Origin of the sequence: Bradyrhizobium iriomotense (assembly GCF_018130765.1) — a bacterium.
GTDB lineage: Bacteria > Pseudomonadota > Alphaproteobacteria > Rhizobiales > Xanthobacteraceae > Bradyrhizobium > Bradyrhizobium iriomotense_A.
In genome coordinates this window covers 121,624-137,481 of the sequence record NZ_JAFCJZ010000014.1, presented here as the reverse complement: position 1 = coordinate 137,481, position 15,858 = coordinate 121,624, and the positions used below count along the sequence as shown (strand labels likewise).

At 65.3% G+C, this 15,858-nt stretch carries 15 protein-coding genes; 8 read left to right on the top strand and 7 right to left on the bottom strand.

Annotated features, from left to right (window positions below):
* Positions 1-22: 22 nt before the first annotated feature.
* Positions 23-2,692 carry a DNA ligase D gene (gene ligD, locus JQ635_RS23735; RefSeq protein WP_211412280.1) on the bottom strand — a complete coding sequence of 890 codons (2,670 nt, stop codon included), beginning with the start codon at positions 2,690-2,692 and terminating at the stop codon, positions 23-25.
* 117 nt (positions 2,693-2,809) lie between these two features.
* Between ligD and JQ635_RS23730 the strand changes: the two genes are divergently transcribed.
* Complete coding sequence (locus JQ635_RS23730) at positions 2,810-3,691, top strand: Ku protein (RefSeq protein WP_211412203.1); 882 nt, start codon at positions 2,810-2,812, stop codon at positions 3,689-3,691.
* A gap of 119 nt (positions 3,692-3,810) precedes the next feature.
* Here the strand turns inward: JQ635_RS23730 and JQ635_RS23725 are convergent, their stop codons facing one another.
* The 6 genes from JQ635_RS23725 to JQ635_RS23700 all read right to left on the bottom strand — a co-directional run bounded on the left by JQ635_RS23725 (position 3,811) and on the right by JQ635_RS23700 (position 11,970).
* The gene (locus tag JQ635_RS23725; protein WP_211412202.1) at positions 3,811-4,500 is read right to left on the bottom strand and encodes a response regulator; all 690 of its coding nucleotides are present in this window, start codon (positions 4,498-4,500) and stop codon (positions 3,811-3,813) included.
* Entirely contained in the window at positions 4,497-7,220 is a 2,724-nt protein-coding gene (locus JQ635_RS23720; RefSeq protein ID WP_211412201.1) for a sensor histidine kinase, read from the bottom strand. Before JQ635_RS23720 ends, JQ635_RS23725 begins: the two co-directional genes overlap by 4 nt.
* A 40-nt stretch (positions 7,221-7,260) precedes the next feature.
* On the bottom strand, positions 7,261-7,866 hold the full coding sequence (locus JQ635_RS23715) for a K(+)-transporting ATPase subunit C (RefSeq protein WP_211412200.1): 606 nt from the start codon (positions 7,864-7,866) through the stop codon (positions 7,261-7,263).
* A gap of 59 nt (positions 7,867-7,925) precedes the next feature.
* Positions 7,926-10,040, bottom strand: coding sequence for a potassium-transporting ATPase subunit KdpB (gene kdpB, locus JQ635_RS23710; RefSeq protein ID WP_211412199.1), 2,115 nt, complete (start codon positions 10,038-10,040; stop codon positions 7,926-7,928).
* A gap of 24 nt (positions 10,041-10,064) precedes the next feature.
* Positions 10,065-11,768: a potassium-transporting ATPase subunit KdpA gene (kdpA, locus tag JQ635_RS23705; protein WP_211412198.1), complete on the bottom strand. Its 1,704-nt coding sequence runs from the start codon at positions 11,766-11,768 to the stop codon at positions 10,065-10,067.
* A gap of 112 nt (positions 11,769-11,880) precedes the next feature.
* A complete protein-coding gene (locus tag JQ635_RS23700) occupies positions 11,881-11,970 on the bottom strand; it encodes a K(+)-transporting ATPase subunit F (protein WP_211412197.1) in 90 nt (29 codons plus the stop codon).
* Between the two features lie 622 nt (positions 11,971-12,592).
* Here JQ635_RS23700 and JQ635_RS23695 point away from each other — a divergent pair.
* The 7 genes from JQ635_RS23695 (at position 12,593) to JQ635_RS23665 (ending at position 15,814) form a co-directional block, all read left to right on the top strand.
* Positions 12,593-13,057 carry a hypothetical protein gene (locus JQ635_RS23695; protein ID WP_211412196.1) on the top strand — a complete coding sequence of 155 codons (465 nt, stop codon included), beginning with the start codon at positions 12,593-12,595 and terminating at the stop codon, positions 13,055-13,057.
* A 22-nt stretch (positions 13,058-13,079) separates the two neighbouring features.
* The gene (locus tag JQ635_RS23690; protein WP_211412195.1) at positions 13,080-13,358 is read left to right on the top strand and encodes a hypothetical protein; all 279 of its coding nucleotides are present in this window, start codon (positions 13,080-13,082) and stop codon (positions 13,356-13,358) included.
* A 132-nt stretch (positions 13,359-13,490) separates the two neighbouring features.
* The gene (locus JQ635_RS23685) at positions 13,491-13,745 is read left to right on the top strand and encodes a hypothetical protein (protein WP_211412194.1); all 255 of its coding nucleotides are present in this window, start codon (positions 13,491-13,493) and stop codon (positions 13,743-13,745) included.
* Positions 13,746-13,770: 25 nt separating this feature from the next.
* Entirely contained in the window at positions 13,771-14,688 is a 918-nt protein-coding gene (dapA, locus tag JQ635_RS23680) for a 4-hydroxy-tetrahydrodipicolinate synthase (protein ID WP_211412193.1), read from the top strand.
* Positions 14,689-14,715: 27 nt separating this feature from the next.
* Positions 14,716-15,111 (top strand): hypothetical protein, encoded by a 396-nt coding sequence (locus JQ635_RS23675; protein ID WP_211412192.1) that lies wholly within the window; start codon positions 14,716-14,718, stop codon positions 15,109-15,111.
* 110 nt (positions 15,112-15,221) lie between these two features.
* Positions 15,222-15,410 (top strand): hypothetical protein, encoded by a 189-nt coding sequence (locus tag JQ635_RS23670; RefSeq protein ID WP_211412191.1) that lies wholly within the window; start codon positions 15,222-15,224, stop codon positions 15,408-15,410.
* Between the two features lie 17 nt (positions 15,411-15,427).
* On the top strand, positions 15,428-15,814 hold the full coding sequence (locus tag JQ635_RS23665; protein WP_211412190.1) for a hypothetical protein: 387 nt from the start codon (positions 15,428-15,430) through the stop codon (positions 15,812-15,814).
* Positions 15,815-15,858: the final 44 nt, after the last annotated feature.

Below are 15,858 nucleotides of genomic sequence, written 5' to 3'. Positions count from 1 at the left end.
GGTTACGCTTCGCTAACCCACCCTACTTCTTTTTCCCCGCCAGCTTCTTCATAGCCGCCTTGATCGACGCCGCCGCATCGTCATATCCCTCCCACGCCTTCGAACGCGTCAGCAAGCCCGGCACCGTCCTCACCGTGTATTTCTTCGGGTCGAGATCGCCCTTCACCTGCGCCCAGGTCACGGGCATCGATACGGTTGCGCCGTCGCGCGCGCGGGGCGACAGCGGGGCGACCGCCGTCGAGAGCCGATCGTTGCGCAGATAGTCCAGGAAGATCTTTCCGTTGCGCAGCTTCTTCGACATGTTGAGCAGATAGCGTTCGGGGTCGTCATCGGCCATCCACTGGCAGATTCCTTGCGCAAACGCCTTGGCCTCCTTCCAGCTCACCTTGTCGCGCGCACCGTGGAGCAGCGGCACCACGACGTGCAGGCCCTTGCCGCCGGTGGTCTTGCAAAAGCTCTCCATGCCGACAGCGGCGAGCCGCTGCCGCATCTCCTTGGCCGCCTCGACGACGTCGGTAAAATCGACGTCCGGCGCGGGATCGAGATCGAACACCAGCCGCCCCGGCGTGTCATAGGCATCCGGCGCGCAATTCCAGGGATGCAGTTCGACACCACCGATCTGCGCCACCGCCGCAAGCCCCTCGACGCGATCGATCTGCAAATACGGCTTGCGATCGCCGGAGACCCTTGCGAGTTCGAGCAGGTTCGACGTGCCCTGCATCGCATGCCGCTGGAAGAACTTTTCGCCGCCGATGCCATCGGGCGCGCGCAGGATCGAACAGGGCCTTCCCTTGATATGCTCGATCATCCAGGAGCCGACCGCCTCAAAATAGCGCGCGAGATCGAGTTTCGTGACACCTTCGCCGTCGCCACCATCCGGCCACAGCTCCTTGTCCGGCTTGGAGATGACGACGCCCATCACCTCTGCGGTGCCGGCGTCCTTCCTGCCCGTCTTCGGCACGGCGCGCTTCCGGGCCGCGGGCTTTGCGAGTTCGGTATCGACAGGTGTCTCGGCCTCGACCTCCTCGGCCGGCTTGTCCTGCCGCAAGCCCTTGAACGCGGCCTGGCGGATATTGCCGTCGGCGGTGAAGCCGGCAAATTCAATCTCGGCGACCAGCTCCGGCTTCAGCCAGTGCACGTCGCGCGTCTTCTTCGGAGCATTCTTGCCGCCGAAGGGGCTTTCGTTCGACGACACCTCCTTCAGCGACGGCATGATGCGCTTGACCTTGTCGGCGCCGAAGCCGGTGCCGACCATGCCGACAAAGGCGAGATGATCACCGCGATGCACGCCGGCCATCAGCGAGCGGAATTTGCCGTTGGTGGTCTTGTAGCCCCCGATCACGACCTCATGGCCGGCGCGGCATTTGGCCTTGGTCCAACTCTCGGTGCGGCCGGAGCGATAGGGTGCGTCCATCTTCTTCGACACCACCCCTTCCAGCTCGAGCTTGCAGGCCGACTGTAACACCGCGTCGCCGCCGCTCTCGAAATGTTCGACATAGCGGATCTGGGCCGACTTGCGCTTGCGCGCTTCCAGCAATTCCTTGAGCCGCGCCTTGCGCTCGCCGAGCGGCAGCCGGCGGTAATCGAGGCCTTCGACGAACAGGAGATCGAAGGCAAAGAAGATGAGATCCCCGGTCTTGCCGTCCGACAGTGCGGCCTGCAGCGAGGAGAAATTCGGCGCGCCGTTGTGATCGAGCGCGACGATCTCGCCGTCGATCATGGCGTCCGGCAGTGCACCCGCCTCCTTGGCGATCGCCGCGAACTTGTCGGTCCAGTCCAGCCCCTTGCGCGTCTTCAACGTCGCCTCGCCGTCCTCGACCCGGAGCTGCACGCGGTAGCCGTCGAACTTGATCTCGTGGCACCAGCCCGCGCCGGCCGGCGGCCGCTCAACCGGCGTGCAGAGCTGCGGCGCGACGAAGTCCGGCATCGCCGAGATCTTCCTGGCATTCGTGGCCGTCGTCGTCTTCTGTCCGGCCTTGCGGGTCTTCAGCGCCGCGCGCGGCGCCGGCTTGACGGTCCTCCCCTTCGTCTCCTCGGTCCGATTGGACTGCCACACCGCATCCGCCTTGGCGTTGGCGTTGGCGCCCTTCGCCAGCATGAACGGCTTTGGCGCGCGGCCCTTGCCTTCGGCGATCTGCTCCATCGCGCGGCCGGAGGCGACCGAGGTGTCCTCGTCGAGGATGTCATTGGCCTTGCCTTCGCGGGCATAGTCGTCGCGATGCTTGATGAGCAGCCAGTTGGTGCGTTTTTCGCCGCCGCGGTTGCGCATGCGCACCAGCACCCAGCTGCCATGCAGCTTGTCGCCATGGAGGGCGAACTTGAGGTCGCCCTTCCTGAAGCCGGCTTCCGGATCTTCCGCCTCCCACGTGCCGCGGTCCCACAGCATCACCGTGCCGCCGCCATACTCGCCTTCCGGAATCGTGCCTTCGAAATCGCCATAGTCGAGCGGATGGTCTTCGACCTCGACCGCCAGGCGCTTGTCGTGGGGATCGAGCGAGGGCCCTTTCGTGATGGCCCAGGACTTGAAGACGCCGTCGAATTCGAGCCTGAGATCGTAATGCAACCGGGTCGCATCGTGCTTCTGGATCACGAAGCGCCGCTGTTGCGACGGCGCCACCGCGGTCTTGCCGGATGGCTCGGGCGTCTTCTCGAAGTCACGCTTCTGTCGGTAGGTGGAGAGTTTTCGCAGCACGACCGGTCCCGCTTCTCTTTCGGCGTTCGAGCCTATCACGGCAAAAGTCCCACCCGGAACCAAAACCCGATCGCGAGGTTGGGGTTCCAAAACACCTTGAAAACGCTGGAGAATGGAATGGCCCCCCGTGCCTATTGGAAGGGAACGCTGAAGCTGTCGCTGGTCAGCTGCCCCGTCGTGCTCTATCCCGCGACGACAGCGGCCGAGAAGACCCGCTTTCACATGATTAACCGCGAGACCGGCAACCGTCTCAAGCAGCAGATGGTCGATGCCGAGACCGGCGACATCGTCGAGAGCGACCAGAAGGGACGTGGTTACGAGCTGCGCAAGGGCAAATATGTGGAGATCGAGCCAGAGGAGCTCGAGGCTGTACAGATCGAGAGCAATCACACCATCGACATCGAGAGTTTTGTGCCGAGCGAGGAAATCGACCAGCGCTATCTCAACCATCCCTATTACATCGCGCCCGACGGCAAGGCCGCGGCCGACGCTTTCGCGGTGATCCGCGATGCCATGAAGGATCAGGATCGCGTGGCGCTCGCCAAGATCGTGCTCACCAACCGCGAGCACATCATCGCGATCGAGCCGCTCGGCAAGGGCCTGCTCGGCACCACGCTGCGCTACCCCTATGAGCTCCGCGACGAGGACCAGTTCTTCGACGGAATCAAGAGCCCCAAGATCACCAAGGACATGGTCGAGCTCGCCAGCCACATCCTGCACACCAAGGCCGCGCATTTCGACCCCGGCGAATTCAAGGACGAGTACGAGAACGCGCTGAAGGCACTGGTGAAGCGCAAGGCCAGCGGCAAGAAGATCGAATTGCCCGAGCCAGAGGAGCGCCCGAGCAACGTCGTCAGCCTGATGGACGCGTTGAAGCAGAGCCTGAAGGGGCGCGGCGGGAAAACGTCGGCGAAGTCGCATGCGCGCAGGGCGACGGGGCGGCAGCGCAGCTCGCGAAAGACGCACCGGGCCGCGGCGAGGCATCGGAAGGCGGGGTAGCTCGTCATTCCGGGGCGATGCGAAGCATCGAGCCCGGAATCCATCATGCCAAGCGTGACGAGCGGAGAAATGGATTCCGGGCCCGCGCCAAGGGGCGCGTCCCGGAATGACAGCGGGGCCTAATCCCCCGCCTTCAGCCGGTATCCGATCCCCGTCTCGGTCAGCACATATTGCGGACGCTCGGGATCGGCCTCGATCTTCTGGCGGAGCTGGCGGACATAGACGCGTAAGTATTGCGCGTCCGTCAGCTCGTCCCACAGCTCCTTCAACAAGAACCGATGGGTCAGCACCTTGCCGGCGTGCTGCACCAGCACGCGCAGGAGGTCATATTCCTTCGGCGACAGTTTGACGTCGCGCTCGCCGACCTTGACGATGCGGCGGACGAGATCGACCGAGAGATCGCCGGTGCGGAACACCGGGCGCTCGCCCTGGACCTGGAGCTGGTGCCGCAGCGCGGCGCGCAGGCGCGCCAGGAGCTCGTCCATGCCGAACGGTTTTGTCAGGTAATCGTCGGCGCCGAGATCGAGGGCCTGCACCTTGCCGGCCTCGTCGCCCCGGCTCGACAGCACCACGATCGGCACGGCCTCGTTGCGGGCCCGGATGGTGCGCAGCAACTCGTGGCCCTGGATGTCGGGCAGGCCAAGATCGAGGATGATCAGCGCGGGCCCTTCAGCGAGCTTTTCCAGCGCCGACTTGCCGTTCGGTGCTTCCAATATCTCATAGCCCTGCGTCGTCAGTCCCATCCGCAACAATTTGCGGATCGGCGGCTCGTCGTCGATGACCAGGACCTTGATCGCGGCGGCACTCATGCGGCGGTATCCAATGCGTTGGTCTGGGCGGGAACCGGCAGACGGATGGTGAGGATCGCGCCACTCCGGTCATTGCGGTTGGCGGCCGAAATCGTGCCGCGCATCGCCTCAATGAAGCCGCGTGAGATGGCGAGCCCGAGGCCCGTGCCGGGACGGACATGATCGCCCTTCTGCGCGCGGTAGAACTTGTCGAACACGCTCTCGAGCTCGTGGGGCGGAATGCCGTCGCCTTCGTCGGCGACCTCCATCACCACTTGATCCCGCTCGCGCCGGCTTCGGATCGAGATGGTGGTGTCGGGCGGCGAATATTTCGCCGCATTGTCGAGCAGGTTGAACAGCACCTGCTCGAACAGCACGGCATCCAGCTGCAGCATCGGCAGATCGGCGGCCAGCACCAGCTCGACCTTGTGCGCGGTCAGGATCTTGCTGGCGCGGCGCAGCGCGCTGCCGATGATCTCGCCGAGATCGTGCAAGGCCGTGTTGGGCACGATGGCACCGGACTCGAGCTTTGTCATGTCGAGGAGATTGGCGATGAAGCGGTTGAGCCGCTCGGATTCGTCGATCACGGTGGCGAGCAGGTCGCGCTTCTCGGTGTCGGACAAGGCACCCGCGAGATCGCGCATGGTCGAGGCCGCACCCAGCACGGAAGCGAGCGGCGTCTTCAAATCATGTGAGATCGAGGTCAAGAGCGCCGAGCGCAGCCGCTCGGATTCGACGGTGCGCTTGACGCGATCCATGTCCTCGACCAGCAGCACGCGCTCGATCGCGAGCGCGCCCTGGTCGACCAGCGCATCCAGCAGCCGGCGCTGATCCGGCGTCAGCAGCGGGCCGGTGCGGTCGTTGTCGATGCCGATGACGCCGATCGGGCCGCGCCCGGTGCGCATCGGCAGGAACAGCCGCTTTGCGCCGGGCAGCGTGTCCGAGCCGCGGCCGGCGGAGCGATCATTGCTCCAGGCCCAGTTGGCAGCGGCGAGATCGGCCTGATCGAGCTGGTCCTCCGGCGGATAGCCGGATTTCACCGTGAGCAGGCCATCCTCCGGCAGCAGCAACACCACACGGACCTTCAGCATCAGTGCGATCTGGTAGGCGCTCGCCCACAACACGTCGTCGAGCGTAGCGGTGCCGGCGAGCTTCCGGCTGAAAGCATAGAGCTGTTCGGTGGTCCTGATGCGACCGATCGCGGTGTCGGCCTGCGTGCGCACGCGTCCCGCAACGTTCGACACCACGAACGCAATCAGCATGAAAAAGAAGAATGCCGCGACGTTCGTCGGGTCCGTGATGGTGAACGTGTAGACCGGCGGAAGGAAGAAGAAGTTGTAGGCCAGCGACGCCGCGACGCTCGCAAGCAGTGACGGCCACAGACCATAGCGCACGGCAACGGCCACCACCGCGGTGAGGAACATCAGGTCGACGTTCTCGACACCGAAATACGGCTTGATGAGCATCGCGGCCGCAAGGCCAAGCGCCGTGATCCCGAGCGCCTTGAGATAAGGCCGGGCCTCGAACGGCTCGGATCGCGCGGCGGTCTGCACCGCCGTCTTCGGCGCCGCCTCTCCGGTGAGCTCGTCGCCGGGGATGACGTGAACGCTGATGTTGCCCGCGCGGCGCACCAGATCATGCACGACCGAGCCGCGCGTCATCTCGAACCAGCGCGAGCGGGTCGATTTGCCGATCACGATCTGGGTGACGTTGTTGCCATGCGCGAAGTTGATGACGTCGTCGGCGATACGGCGGCCGACGGCGGGAATGGTCAGTGCCTCGCCGCCCAGCGCCTCCGCGAGCCGCAGCGTATCGGCCAGCCGGTCGCGCTCCTCGTCGGACAATTGCAGCGAGCGCCGCGTCTCGATCGAGATCGCGGTGAACGGCGCATGCAACCGGTCGGCCAGCCGCTTGGTATAGCGCACGAGCCCGGCGGCACGCGGATCCTCGCTGACACAGACCAGGATGCGCTCGCCCGCGGCCCAGGGGCCGGCGATCGCATTCGCCTGCATGTGGTTGAGCAGCTGCTCGTCGACCCGCTCGGCCGTCCGCCGCAGCGCGAGCTCGCGCAGCGCGGTCAGATTGCCGGGCGAGAAATAATGCTCCAGCGCCCGCTCGGCCTGTTTGGGGACGTAGACCTTGCCCTCCCTCAGCCGCTGGATCAGATCATCAGGCGTGAGGTCGATCAGCTCGATGGCGTCGGCGCGGTCGAACACCGAATCCGGCACGGTCTCGCGCACCCGCACATGGGTGATCTGGGCGACGACGTCATTCAGGCTCTCGATGTGCTGGATGTTGACGGCGGTGTAGACGTCGATGCCGTGGGACAGCAGCTCCTCGACGTCGAGATAACGTTTGGGATGGCGGCCGCCCGCCGCGTTGGTGTGGGCGAGCTCGTCGACCAGCGCGATCTGCGGCCGCCGCGCGATCACGGCGTCGAGGTCCATCTCCTCGACCGTCTGGCCGCGGTAATCCAGCCTTTTGCGCGGGACCACTTCGAGGCCACGCACCAGCGCCTCGGTCTCGGCGCGGCCATGGGTCTCGACGAAGCCGACCACGACGTCGATGCCGGCCTTGCGCCTGGCGTGGGCGCTCTGCAGCATCTCGTAGGTCTTGCCGACGCCGGGCGCGGCGCCGACGAAGATCTTCAGCTTGCCGCTCGCGCTTTCCTCCCGGCGCGCAGCTTCCAGCAGCGCCTCGGGAGACGGACGTTGTTCGGGATCGCGGCGCTCTCGGACCATGTTGTCAATATAATCATCTGCGCACCGCGAGCCTAGACCGCTACTTGGCTGCAGCGCGATCCAGCGCGAGGTTCAGCGCCAGTACGTTAACGCGGGGTTCGCCCAGCAGGCCGAACAAGCGGCCCTGGACGTTGGCAGCCACGATCTGCTTCACAGCGTCCTGCGGCATATTCCGGGCCTTGGCAACGCGCGGCACCTGGAATTCCGCGGCCTCCGGCGAAATGTCGGGGTCGAGGCCGCTGGCCGAGGTGGTGACCAGGTCGACCGGCACCGGCGCATTCGGATTCTCGGCTTTCAGCTTGTCCACATCCTCCTTCAGCCGGTCGGCCAGTGCCTTGCTGGCCGGGCCGAGATTGGAGCCACCCGAATTGGCTGCGTTGTAGGGCGCCGGCACCGTCTTGGTCGAATCATTGGGGTCCGGCGCAACCGTCGCCGAGGGGCGGCCATGGAAGTACTTGTCGTCCTTGAACTCCTGCCCGATCAGGGCGGAGCCAATCACCTTGCCGTCCTTCTCGATCAGGCTGCCCTGGGCCTGGGCGGGAAACAGCGCGCCGGCAATGCCGGTCATGGCGAGCGGGTAGGCCACGCCGGTGACGGCGGTAAGCGCCAGCAGCAGGACGATGGCGGGGCGGATTTCTCTGAGCATGTTACGTCTCCTAAGTCTTCGTCATCGTGCGGGGCGCCGCGCGTCCCGCGCGATGGCGATCAAGCCAGGTGCAAGGCGGTCACGACGAGGTCGATCGCCTTGATGCCGATGAAGGGAATGACGATCCCGCCAAGCCCGTAGATCAAGAGGTTGCGGCGGAGCAGCGCGCCGGCGCCGACGGCGCGATAGGCGACGCCCTTCAGCGCGAGCGGGATCAGCGCAATGATAATCAGCGCGTTGAAGATGATCGCCGACAGGATGGCGCTCTGCGGGCTCGACAGGTTCATGACGTTGAGCACGTTGAGCTGGGGGTAGAACGCCAAAAACATCGCCGGGATGATGGCAAAGTACTTGGCGACGTCGTTGGCGATCGAGAACGTCGTCAGCGCGCCGCGCGTCATCAAGAGCTGCTTGCCGATCTCGACCACCTCAATCAGCTTGGTCGGGTTGGAGTCGAGATCGACCATGTTACCGGCTTCGCGCGCGGCTTGCGTGCCGGTGTTCATGGCAACGCCGACATCGGCCTGCGCCAGCGCCGGCGCGTCATTGGTGCCGTCGCCGCACATGGCCACCAGCTTGCCCTTGGCCTGCTCGTCGCGGATCAGCTTGAGCTTGTCCTCGGGGGTTGCCTGCGCCAGGAAGTCGTCGACGCCGGCCTCGGCCGCGATCGCGGCGGCCGTCATCGGATTGTCGCCGGTGATCATGATGGTGCGGATGCCCATGCGGCGCAGTTCGGCGAAGCGCTCGCGGATGCCGCCCTTGACGATGTCCTTGAGCTGGATGACGCCGAGCAGCTTGCCGTCTTTCGCGACCGCAAGCGGCGTGCCGCCGGCCTTCGAGATCTCGTCGGCAATGGCCTGGATCTCGCGTCCGAGCTCGGACAGCGCCCCAGGCTGTAGCGCCCGCGCCGCGTTGCCCGAAGCAATCGCCAGCGGCGCGCCGCCGCCGACATAGTTCAGCATGGCATCGACCGCGCCCTTGCGCACCGACGAGCCGCCGGCATCGACGCCGCTCATGCGGGTCTGCGCCATGAACGGGATGAAGGTGGCGCCTAACTCGGCCATGTCGCGACCGCGGATGCCATACTTCTCCTTCGCCAGCACGACGATGGAGCGGCCTTCCGGGGTCTCGTCGGCGAGCGAGGCGAGCTGGGCGGCGTCCGCCAGCTCCTGCTCGGTGACGCCGCGCACGGGACGGAAGGCCGTCGCCTGCCGGTTGCCGAGCGTGATGGTGCCGGTCTTGTCGAGCAGCAGCGTGTCGACGTCGCCGGCGGCTTCGACCGCGCGGCCGGACATGGCGAGCACGTTGAAGCGCACCAGGCGGTCCATGCCGGCGATACCGATCGCCGACAAGAGCGCGCCGATCGTGGTCGGGATCAGCGTCACGAACAGCGCGACCAGCACGATCACCGAGATCGAGCCGCCGGCATAGGCCGCGTAGCTCGGGATGGTCACGGTGGCGAACACGAAGATGATGGTGAGGCCGGCGAGCAGGATGTTGAGCGCGATCTCGTTCGGCGTCTTCTGACGCTCAGCGCCTTCGACCAGCTTGATCATGCGATCGATGAAGGTCGAGCCTTGCGCAGCGGTGATGCGGACGCGGATCCAGTCGGACAGCACCTGCGTGCCGCCGGTCACTGCCGAGCGGTCGCCGCCGGATTCACGGATCACGGGCGCGGACTCGCCGGTGATGGCGGCCTCGTTGACGGAGGCAACACCTTCGATCACCTCGCCGTCGGAGGGAATGGTATCGCCGGCCTCGACCAGCACGATATCGCCGACCTTCAGGCTCGTGCCCGGGACCAGCTTGAAGGCCTGGCCGGCGCCGGTCAGGAGCTTGGCCTGGCTCTCGGTGCGGGTCTTGCGCAGCGATTCGGCCTGCGCCTTGCCGCGGCCTTCCGCCACCGCTTCAGCGAAATTGGCGAACAGCACCGTGAACCAGAGCCAGAGGATGATCTGGAAGGTGAAGCCGAGGCTCGCTCCGCCCGTGACGATGTCGCGCAGGAAGATCACGGTGGTGAGCGCGGCCACGATCTCGACCACGAACATCACTGGGTTCTTCACCATCAGCCGCGGGTCGAGCTTGGTGAACGACGCGCGGATCGCGGGCAGCACGATCCTCGGATCGAGCATCGCCGACATCGGCGCACGTTTTTGCAGTTTCATCGTATCCATGGAGGTCACTCCAAACAGTCAGAGTCAGAACACTTGGCCGGCGTTCATCGCGAGCTGCTCGACGATCGGGCCGAGCGCGAGCGCCGGGAAGAAGGTCAGGCCGCCGATGATCAGGATCACGCCGATGACGAGGCCGACGAACAGCCCGCCGGTGGTCGGGAACGTGCCCGCCGACGGCGGGATGGACTTCTTGGCCGCGAGCGAGCCCGCGATCGCCATCGCCGGAATGATCATGAAGAAGCGGCCGACGAACATCGCGGACGCACCGGTGAGGTTGTAGAAGGGGATGTTGCCGGTGAGGCCGCCGAACGCTGAGCCGTTGTTGCCGGTCTGCGAGGTGAAAGCATAGAGCACCTCGGTGAAGCCGTGCGGCCCGGCATTCGCCATCGAGGCGACCGCCGTCGGGTAGACCACGGCGACCGCGGTCCAGCCGAGATACATCAGCGGCAGCACCAGGATCGCGAGCATCGCCATCTTGACCTCGCGCGCCTCGATCTTCTTGCCGATATATTCCGGCGTGCGGCCGACCATCAGGCCCGCGACGAAGATCGCGAGCACGACGAACAGCAGCATGCCATAGAGGCCGGCGCCAACGCCGCCGATGATGACCTCGCCGAGCTGGATGTTGATCAGCGGGATCATGCCGCCGAGCGCAGTGAAGCTGTCATGCATGGCGTTGACCGCGCCGCAGGACGCGGCTGTGGTGATCACGGCGAACAGCGAGGATGCGACGATGCCGAAGCGGACCTCCTTGCCCTCCATGTTGCCGCCGACGAGGCCGAGCGCATGCATCGTCTCCGTGCCGCTCGCTTCCGCCCAATAGGTGATGCCGACGCCGACGATGAACAGCACGCCCATGACGGCGAGGATCGCCCAGCCCTGACGCTGATTGCCGACCATGCGGCCGAACACGTTGGTCAGCGCGGCGCCGATCGCGAAGATCGACAGCATCTGAACGAAGTTCGACAGTGCGGTCGGGTTCTCGAAAGGATGCGCGGCATTGGCATTGAAGAAGCCGCCGCCATTGGTCCCTAACATCTTGATCGCGACCTGCGAGGCGACCGGGCCGACCGCGATGGTCTGCTTGGCGCCTTCGAGCGTCGTCGCCTCGACATACGGCCCAAGCGTCTGCGGAATACCCTGCCAGACCAGGAACAGCGTGTAGACGACGCAGATCGGCAGCAGCACGTAGAGCGTGGTGCGGGTGACGTCGACCCAGAAATTACCGACCGTGCGCATCGAAGCCCGCGAGAAGCCGCGGATCAGGGCGACCGCGAGCGCGATGCCGGTCGCCGACGACAGGAAATTCTGGTGCGTGAGCCCGACCATCTGCACGAGATAGGACAGCGTGCTCTCGCCGCCGTAGTTCTGCCAGTTGGTGTTGGTCACGAAGGAGATCGCGGTGTTGAAGGAGAGATCTTCCGAGACCGCGGATTGCCCGGCCGGGTTGAACGGGAGCACGGCCTGAAGCCGCATCAGGGCGTAAATGATGAGAAAGCCGCCGACATGGAACAGCAGCATGGCGACCGTATAGGTCAGCCAATGCTGCTCGCGTTTCCCGTCGACGCCGGAGATCCAGTAGACGCCGGCCTCGATGGGACGCAGCACCGGCGACAGGAACGTCCGCTCGCCGTTGAAAACGCGCGTCATGTACCAGCCGAGCGGCTTGGTCAGCGCGACGATGATGGCACAATATAGGATGATATGGAGCCAACCGATCATAGTCATAGCATTACCCCTTCAGACTTTGTGTCCGGCGCAGGAGCGGGAGAAGTAGCGCAAGCAGGCCGGCGACGAGCGCGGCGTCCGCCAGCAGCAATTCGGCAAGCAGCAGCACGGCTCAGAACCGCTCGGGCCGCAGCAGCGCGTAGGTGAGGTAGATCAGGAGGCCGAATGAGACGACGCCGGCGAGCGCATAATCGAAGATCATGGTCCCCTCCCTCACAGCCGTTCGCAGGCATAGGTGTAGCCGATCGCAAGGGCGAAGAAGACGAAGCCCAGCGCCAGCATCAGAATGTCCATCATGGAGAGTTCTCCTCGTTGCGCGACGATATCCGGCATAACTGCCTCTGGATTCCGGCCGATCGCTCCGCGCCGATGCAATGCATGTCTCCGGCTATCGGCCGGAACTTTCACTGCGCTGAGGTGCCATCACGCGCATAGGTTTTCGAGATGAGCCCTATGGCAACATTATAGGAATCCCATAAAGACCGGCCCGTGGTTGAGGGCGACCGGATGGCACCAGCAAGGCACTCCAGATGTTGGCTCGGGACTGGCAGCTCAGCGATGCCGATCCAGCATCGCCTTCGTTCCCGATAGTTATGGCGGACCGTCGCCCCGGTCTTCCATAAACGCCTGCCTCCAAGAACTGCGGGCGTTTCACAAAAACGACAGTCGGACATGGGCGCTAGGTGCGCGTCCTATCCGGCAGCGCCCGTGCATTTATGAAATCCTTATATCTCTCGCCCCCTCCTCATCTCGTTTTCAAATGCCGTTCCAGCCATCTTGGAGAGGCCGGCCGACTGACCGACGCCAATTCCAGGAGGCCTGACATGACCGCCACTCTCCACCACAACGATCCACCATCGCTCAGTGCGCGCCTTCATCACGCGCAGGCAATGACGCGGCCGTTGATGCTCGACATCGTGCATGGCTGCCGGCGCTTCCCCTCCCTCGGCCAGAGCGAGCGCACAGCGCGCATCACGCGGCTGATCGATGCGGAGGCCTGGACCGATGCCGCGCTGGCGCTGATGGAGCTTGAGCTGCCACTGTGGCAGGTGCGCCGCATCGCCTATGACGAGGGTGAATGGCACTGCGCGCTCTCGCGGGAACGCGAATTGCCGGACTGGCTGGACGCGGCGGTCGAGGCGCACCATGCCGACCTCGCGCTCGCCTTGCTGTCGGCGTTCATCGAGGTCCAGGCGTTGGCCGTTGAGGCCTCGCGGCCAAGCGTTCCCACCGTGCGCCCTGCCCCGGATTCGCTCTACGAGCCGGTTGCCTGCGAGAACTTCAGCTAAGCCAGCCGGACAGGTTCGCACCTTGCCGCAATCTTCGAAGACATCGCGGGCCCTGAGCCCGGCGCGGGTGATCACGCGCTTTGCCGTGCGCGTCGTCCTGCTCGGCGCCTTTGCGGCGTTCAGCAGCATCGGCTTCGGCCGCAGCCTCGTCACCCTGCTCTGGATGTCGATCATCCTCTGCGCCACCGTCGCGCTTCTCAGGCGCGAGCAGCTGTTCGGCGGCGTCCTCAATCATTGGGACGAATGCGCCGCGTTCGGCGCGCTGTTCGCGCTGGTTCAGCTTGTCAGCGCGCAAGGCTGAACAGGAAGCTTTATGAGCTTCCTATGAGATCGCCGCAGCGCCTCACTCGAAATCATATTCGCTTGAACAGATATTGATCGAACGGTTGCGGGCTCGCGCCCGCCACCGCCGTCAATCGGAAGGAATACATCAATGAAACGCGTCGAACCTCCCTCGTGCAGCTCCCTTTCGACCATCGTCTTCATCGGCCGCAACCGCCGGGGACAATGGGTCGCGCAGGAGCAGAACGGCCTCTATGGCGGCCTGTTCGTCAGCCGCGCCCAGGCCGTCAAATACGCGCTGTTCGAGAACGGGCAGCATCCCGAGACCATCGTCGAGCTGCCACGCGAGCTCGAGCTCGACATGGGCAAGCGCCCCGACATCATCGTCTCGCAGCGCGCCGCCTGAGCCGGCGCCATTCCGCGGGAAAGCCATGTTCATCCCACCCTCAGCCTGGTTCACCGGCTTCATTCCGGACCTGCCGACGCCGTTCGACGCGGCTGACGCTGTCGATCTCAAGGCGTTTGCCGCACTCTGCGAACGCCAGATCGCGGCAGGTGTGCCTGCGATCGTGGTTTGCGAGACCGCCGGCGAGGCGCCGACACTCTCATCGGCCGAGCAGGAGCTCGTCATCCGCACTGCGGTCGATGTCGCCCGCGGCCGCGTGCGGATCATTGCCGGCACGCTGTCGAATTCCACGAGCCAGGTCATCGAGCTTGCCCGCCGTGCGGAAGCGGTCGGCGCCGACGCCGTGATGGCGGTGGTGCCCGCCTACAACAAGCCGATGCAGGAGGGGATGCTCGCGCATTTCCGCGCCATCGCCGGCGCAATCGGCCTGCCCGTGATCCTGCACGACGTTCCCGGCCGCACGCTGCGCCCGCTCGCCGACGAAACGCTGCTGCGTCTCGTCGAATCCCGCCGGTTCGTGGGCCTGCGCGATGGGAGTGGCGACATCACCCGTCCGATGCGCCTGAACCGGCTGCTGCCGGCCGGCTTTCGCCTTCTCTCCGGCGACGACGTCACCGCCTTCGGCACCATCGCAAGCGGCGGCGACGGCGCGATCTCGGAAGTCTCCAACATCGCCCCCGATCTGTGCCGCACGATCTTCTCGCAGGTCAGGCAAGGCCGCCTGCAATCGGCACGTTACCTGCACAAGCGCCTGATGCCTCTCATCACCTGTCTCGCCAAGGACAGTCCCGCCGCGCTCAAGAGCGCCCTCGGCGTGCTGGGCCTGATGTCGCCGGCGACAAGGCTGCCGCTCGTGCCGTTGGACGCGGCCGCACAGAGGGACGTGGTGCGCGCCTTCGCGGCAATCGCCGACGAGGAGCTGATCGACAGCGTCGGCGCCTGAGCCCTCGCGCAGTCGTTCGGATCTTTCATGCCTTCATCAGTCGAAGACCATCACAGGCTGCTCTGCGCCTGGCAGCTGGCCGTGCTGCGCTTTGCCGTGACGCGAAGCGATTCCGACCGGCTCAATGTTGTCGCGCTCGCGGCCGAGCTCGACAGTCTTGGCGGCCGGCGCTGCGGCGAGGACTCGCTGCACTTCTTCCGGCGTACCAGCTCCCATCTCTGCGCGGCCATCTGCGGCCAGCGGCAGGATGCAGAGGCGACCCTGGACTGCTTCTGCAAGCAGATCGACGAGCCGCGGCTACGGCTCGCCTTCGCCGCCGCCGTCGGGCTCGCCCGATCGAAGCCGGCACGATCCAAACCGCAACCGAAGCGTGACCCGAACCTTTTCAAAGGACTGCCGGCGCGACCGCCGGCGCCTTTATGACTTTCCTATACCGCAGCTGCAGTGGTCACCTCGCAATCATACGCGGCGGTGGCCATCATACGAGACAGATCGGAGCGGCCGTTTCGCCGCACCGGATAAGGACTGAGAAAATGTCGATCCTGACACATGGCCTTGACCGCCCCTTCGTGCCTGAGCGTCCGGCGCGCATCTCCGAGGCGCGCAAGGCTCAGCTCAGAGGTTTCGCCCTCGGCGCACTGACGCTGCTCTCGATGGGGAGCGTGCTCACTGCGCTGATCGCGCTGAAGACCGCAATCTATGTCTGGCACATGCACGGCTGACCCGCAGGGAGGCCCCTATGACCTTGCAGATGTGTGAAGAGGCCGCCATGGCCGCAATTGCCCTCCAGACCTCCCGTCGCCGACCCGACGCCAGGCAAGCGGCAGCGCTCAGGCCGCTCGATCCGGATGTCGTCAGTGCCGCCATCCCCGCCTTCTTCATTGGGCGCAACCGCGCCGGCCTCTGGGTGGCGCGCGAAGCGAATGGACGTGTCGGCGGCTTGTTCCTGTTCAAGAGCTCGGCGGTGGACTTCGCCAACCGCCAGAGCGCGCCGCAACGGTGCGCGCTGGTGTTCCCCACCGAGACCTTCGAGCTCGACGTCGAGAACCGCGGCAATCCGCTGATCGTGCTCGCGGACGGAGCCAGGCGGCTCCTCGCGCGCGTGGTCGCGAGGCTGAAGACATGATCGAGCTCAAGATCGCCATCCTGGTTGCGCTGATGGGCGCATTG

Bases quoted from the DNA above. Each gene is read 5' to 3' on its own strand.
- kdpA (WP_211412198.1), bottom strand. From the start codon at position 11,768: ATGACTATGATCGGTTGGCTCCATATCATCCTATATTGTGCCATCATC.
- JQ635_RS23685 (WP_211412194.1), top strand. From the start codon at position 13,491: ATGAAACGCGTCGAACCTCCCTCGTGCAGCTCCCTTTCGACCATCGTC.
- JQ635_RS23695 (WP_211412196.1), top strand. From the start codon at position 12,593: ATGACCGCCACTCTCCACCACAACGATCCACCATCGCTCAGTGCGCGC.
- JQ635_RS23670 (WP_211412191.1), top strand. From the start codon at position 15,222: ATGTCGATCCTGACACATGGCCTTGACCGCCCCTTCGTGCCTGAGCGT.
- JQ635_RS23730 (WP_211412203.1), top strand. From the start codon at position 2,810: ATGGCCCCCCGTGCCTATTGGAAGGGAACGCTGAAGCTGTCGCTGGTC.
- JQ635_RS23700 (WP_211412197.1), bottom strand. From the start codon at position 11,970: ATGATCTTCGATTATGCGCTCGCCGGCGTCGTCTCATTCGGCCTCCTG.
- JQ635_RS23725 (WP_211412202.1), bottom strand. From the start codon at position 4,500: ATGAGTGCCGCCGCGATCAAGGTCCTGGTCATCGACGACGAGCCGCCG.
- JQ635_RS23720 (WP_211412201.1), bottom strand. From the start codon at position 7,220: ATGGTCCGAGAGCGCCGCGATCCCGAACAACGTCCGTCTCCCGAGGCG.
- JQ635_RS23675 (WP_211412192.1), top strand. From the start codon at position 14,716: ATGCCTTCATCAGTCGAAGACCATCACAGGCTGCTCTGCGCCTGGCAG.
- dapA (WP_211412193.1), top strand. From the start codon at position 13,771: ATGTTCATCCCACCCTCAGCCTGGTTCACCGGCTTCATTCCGGACCTG.
- JQ635_RS23665 (WP_211412190.1), top strand. From the start codon at position 15,428: ATGACCTTGCAGATGTGTGAAGAGGCCGCCATGGCCGCAATTGCCCTC.
- JQ635_RS23715 (WP_211412200.1), bottom strand. From the start codon at position 7,866: ATGCTCAGAGAAATCCGCCCCGCCATCGTCCTGCTGCTGGCGCTTACC.
- kdpB (WP_211412199.1), bottom strand. From the start codon at position 10,040: ATGGATACGATGAAACTGCAAAAACGTGCGCCGATGTCGGCGATGCTC.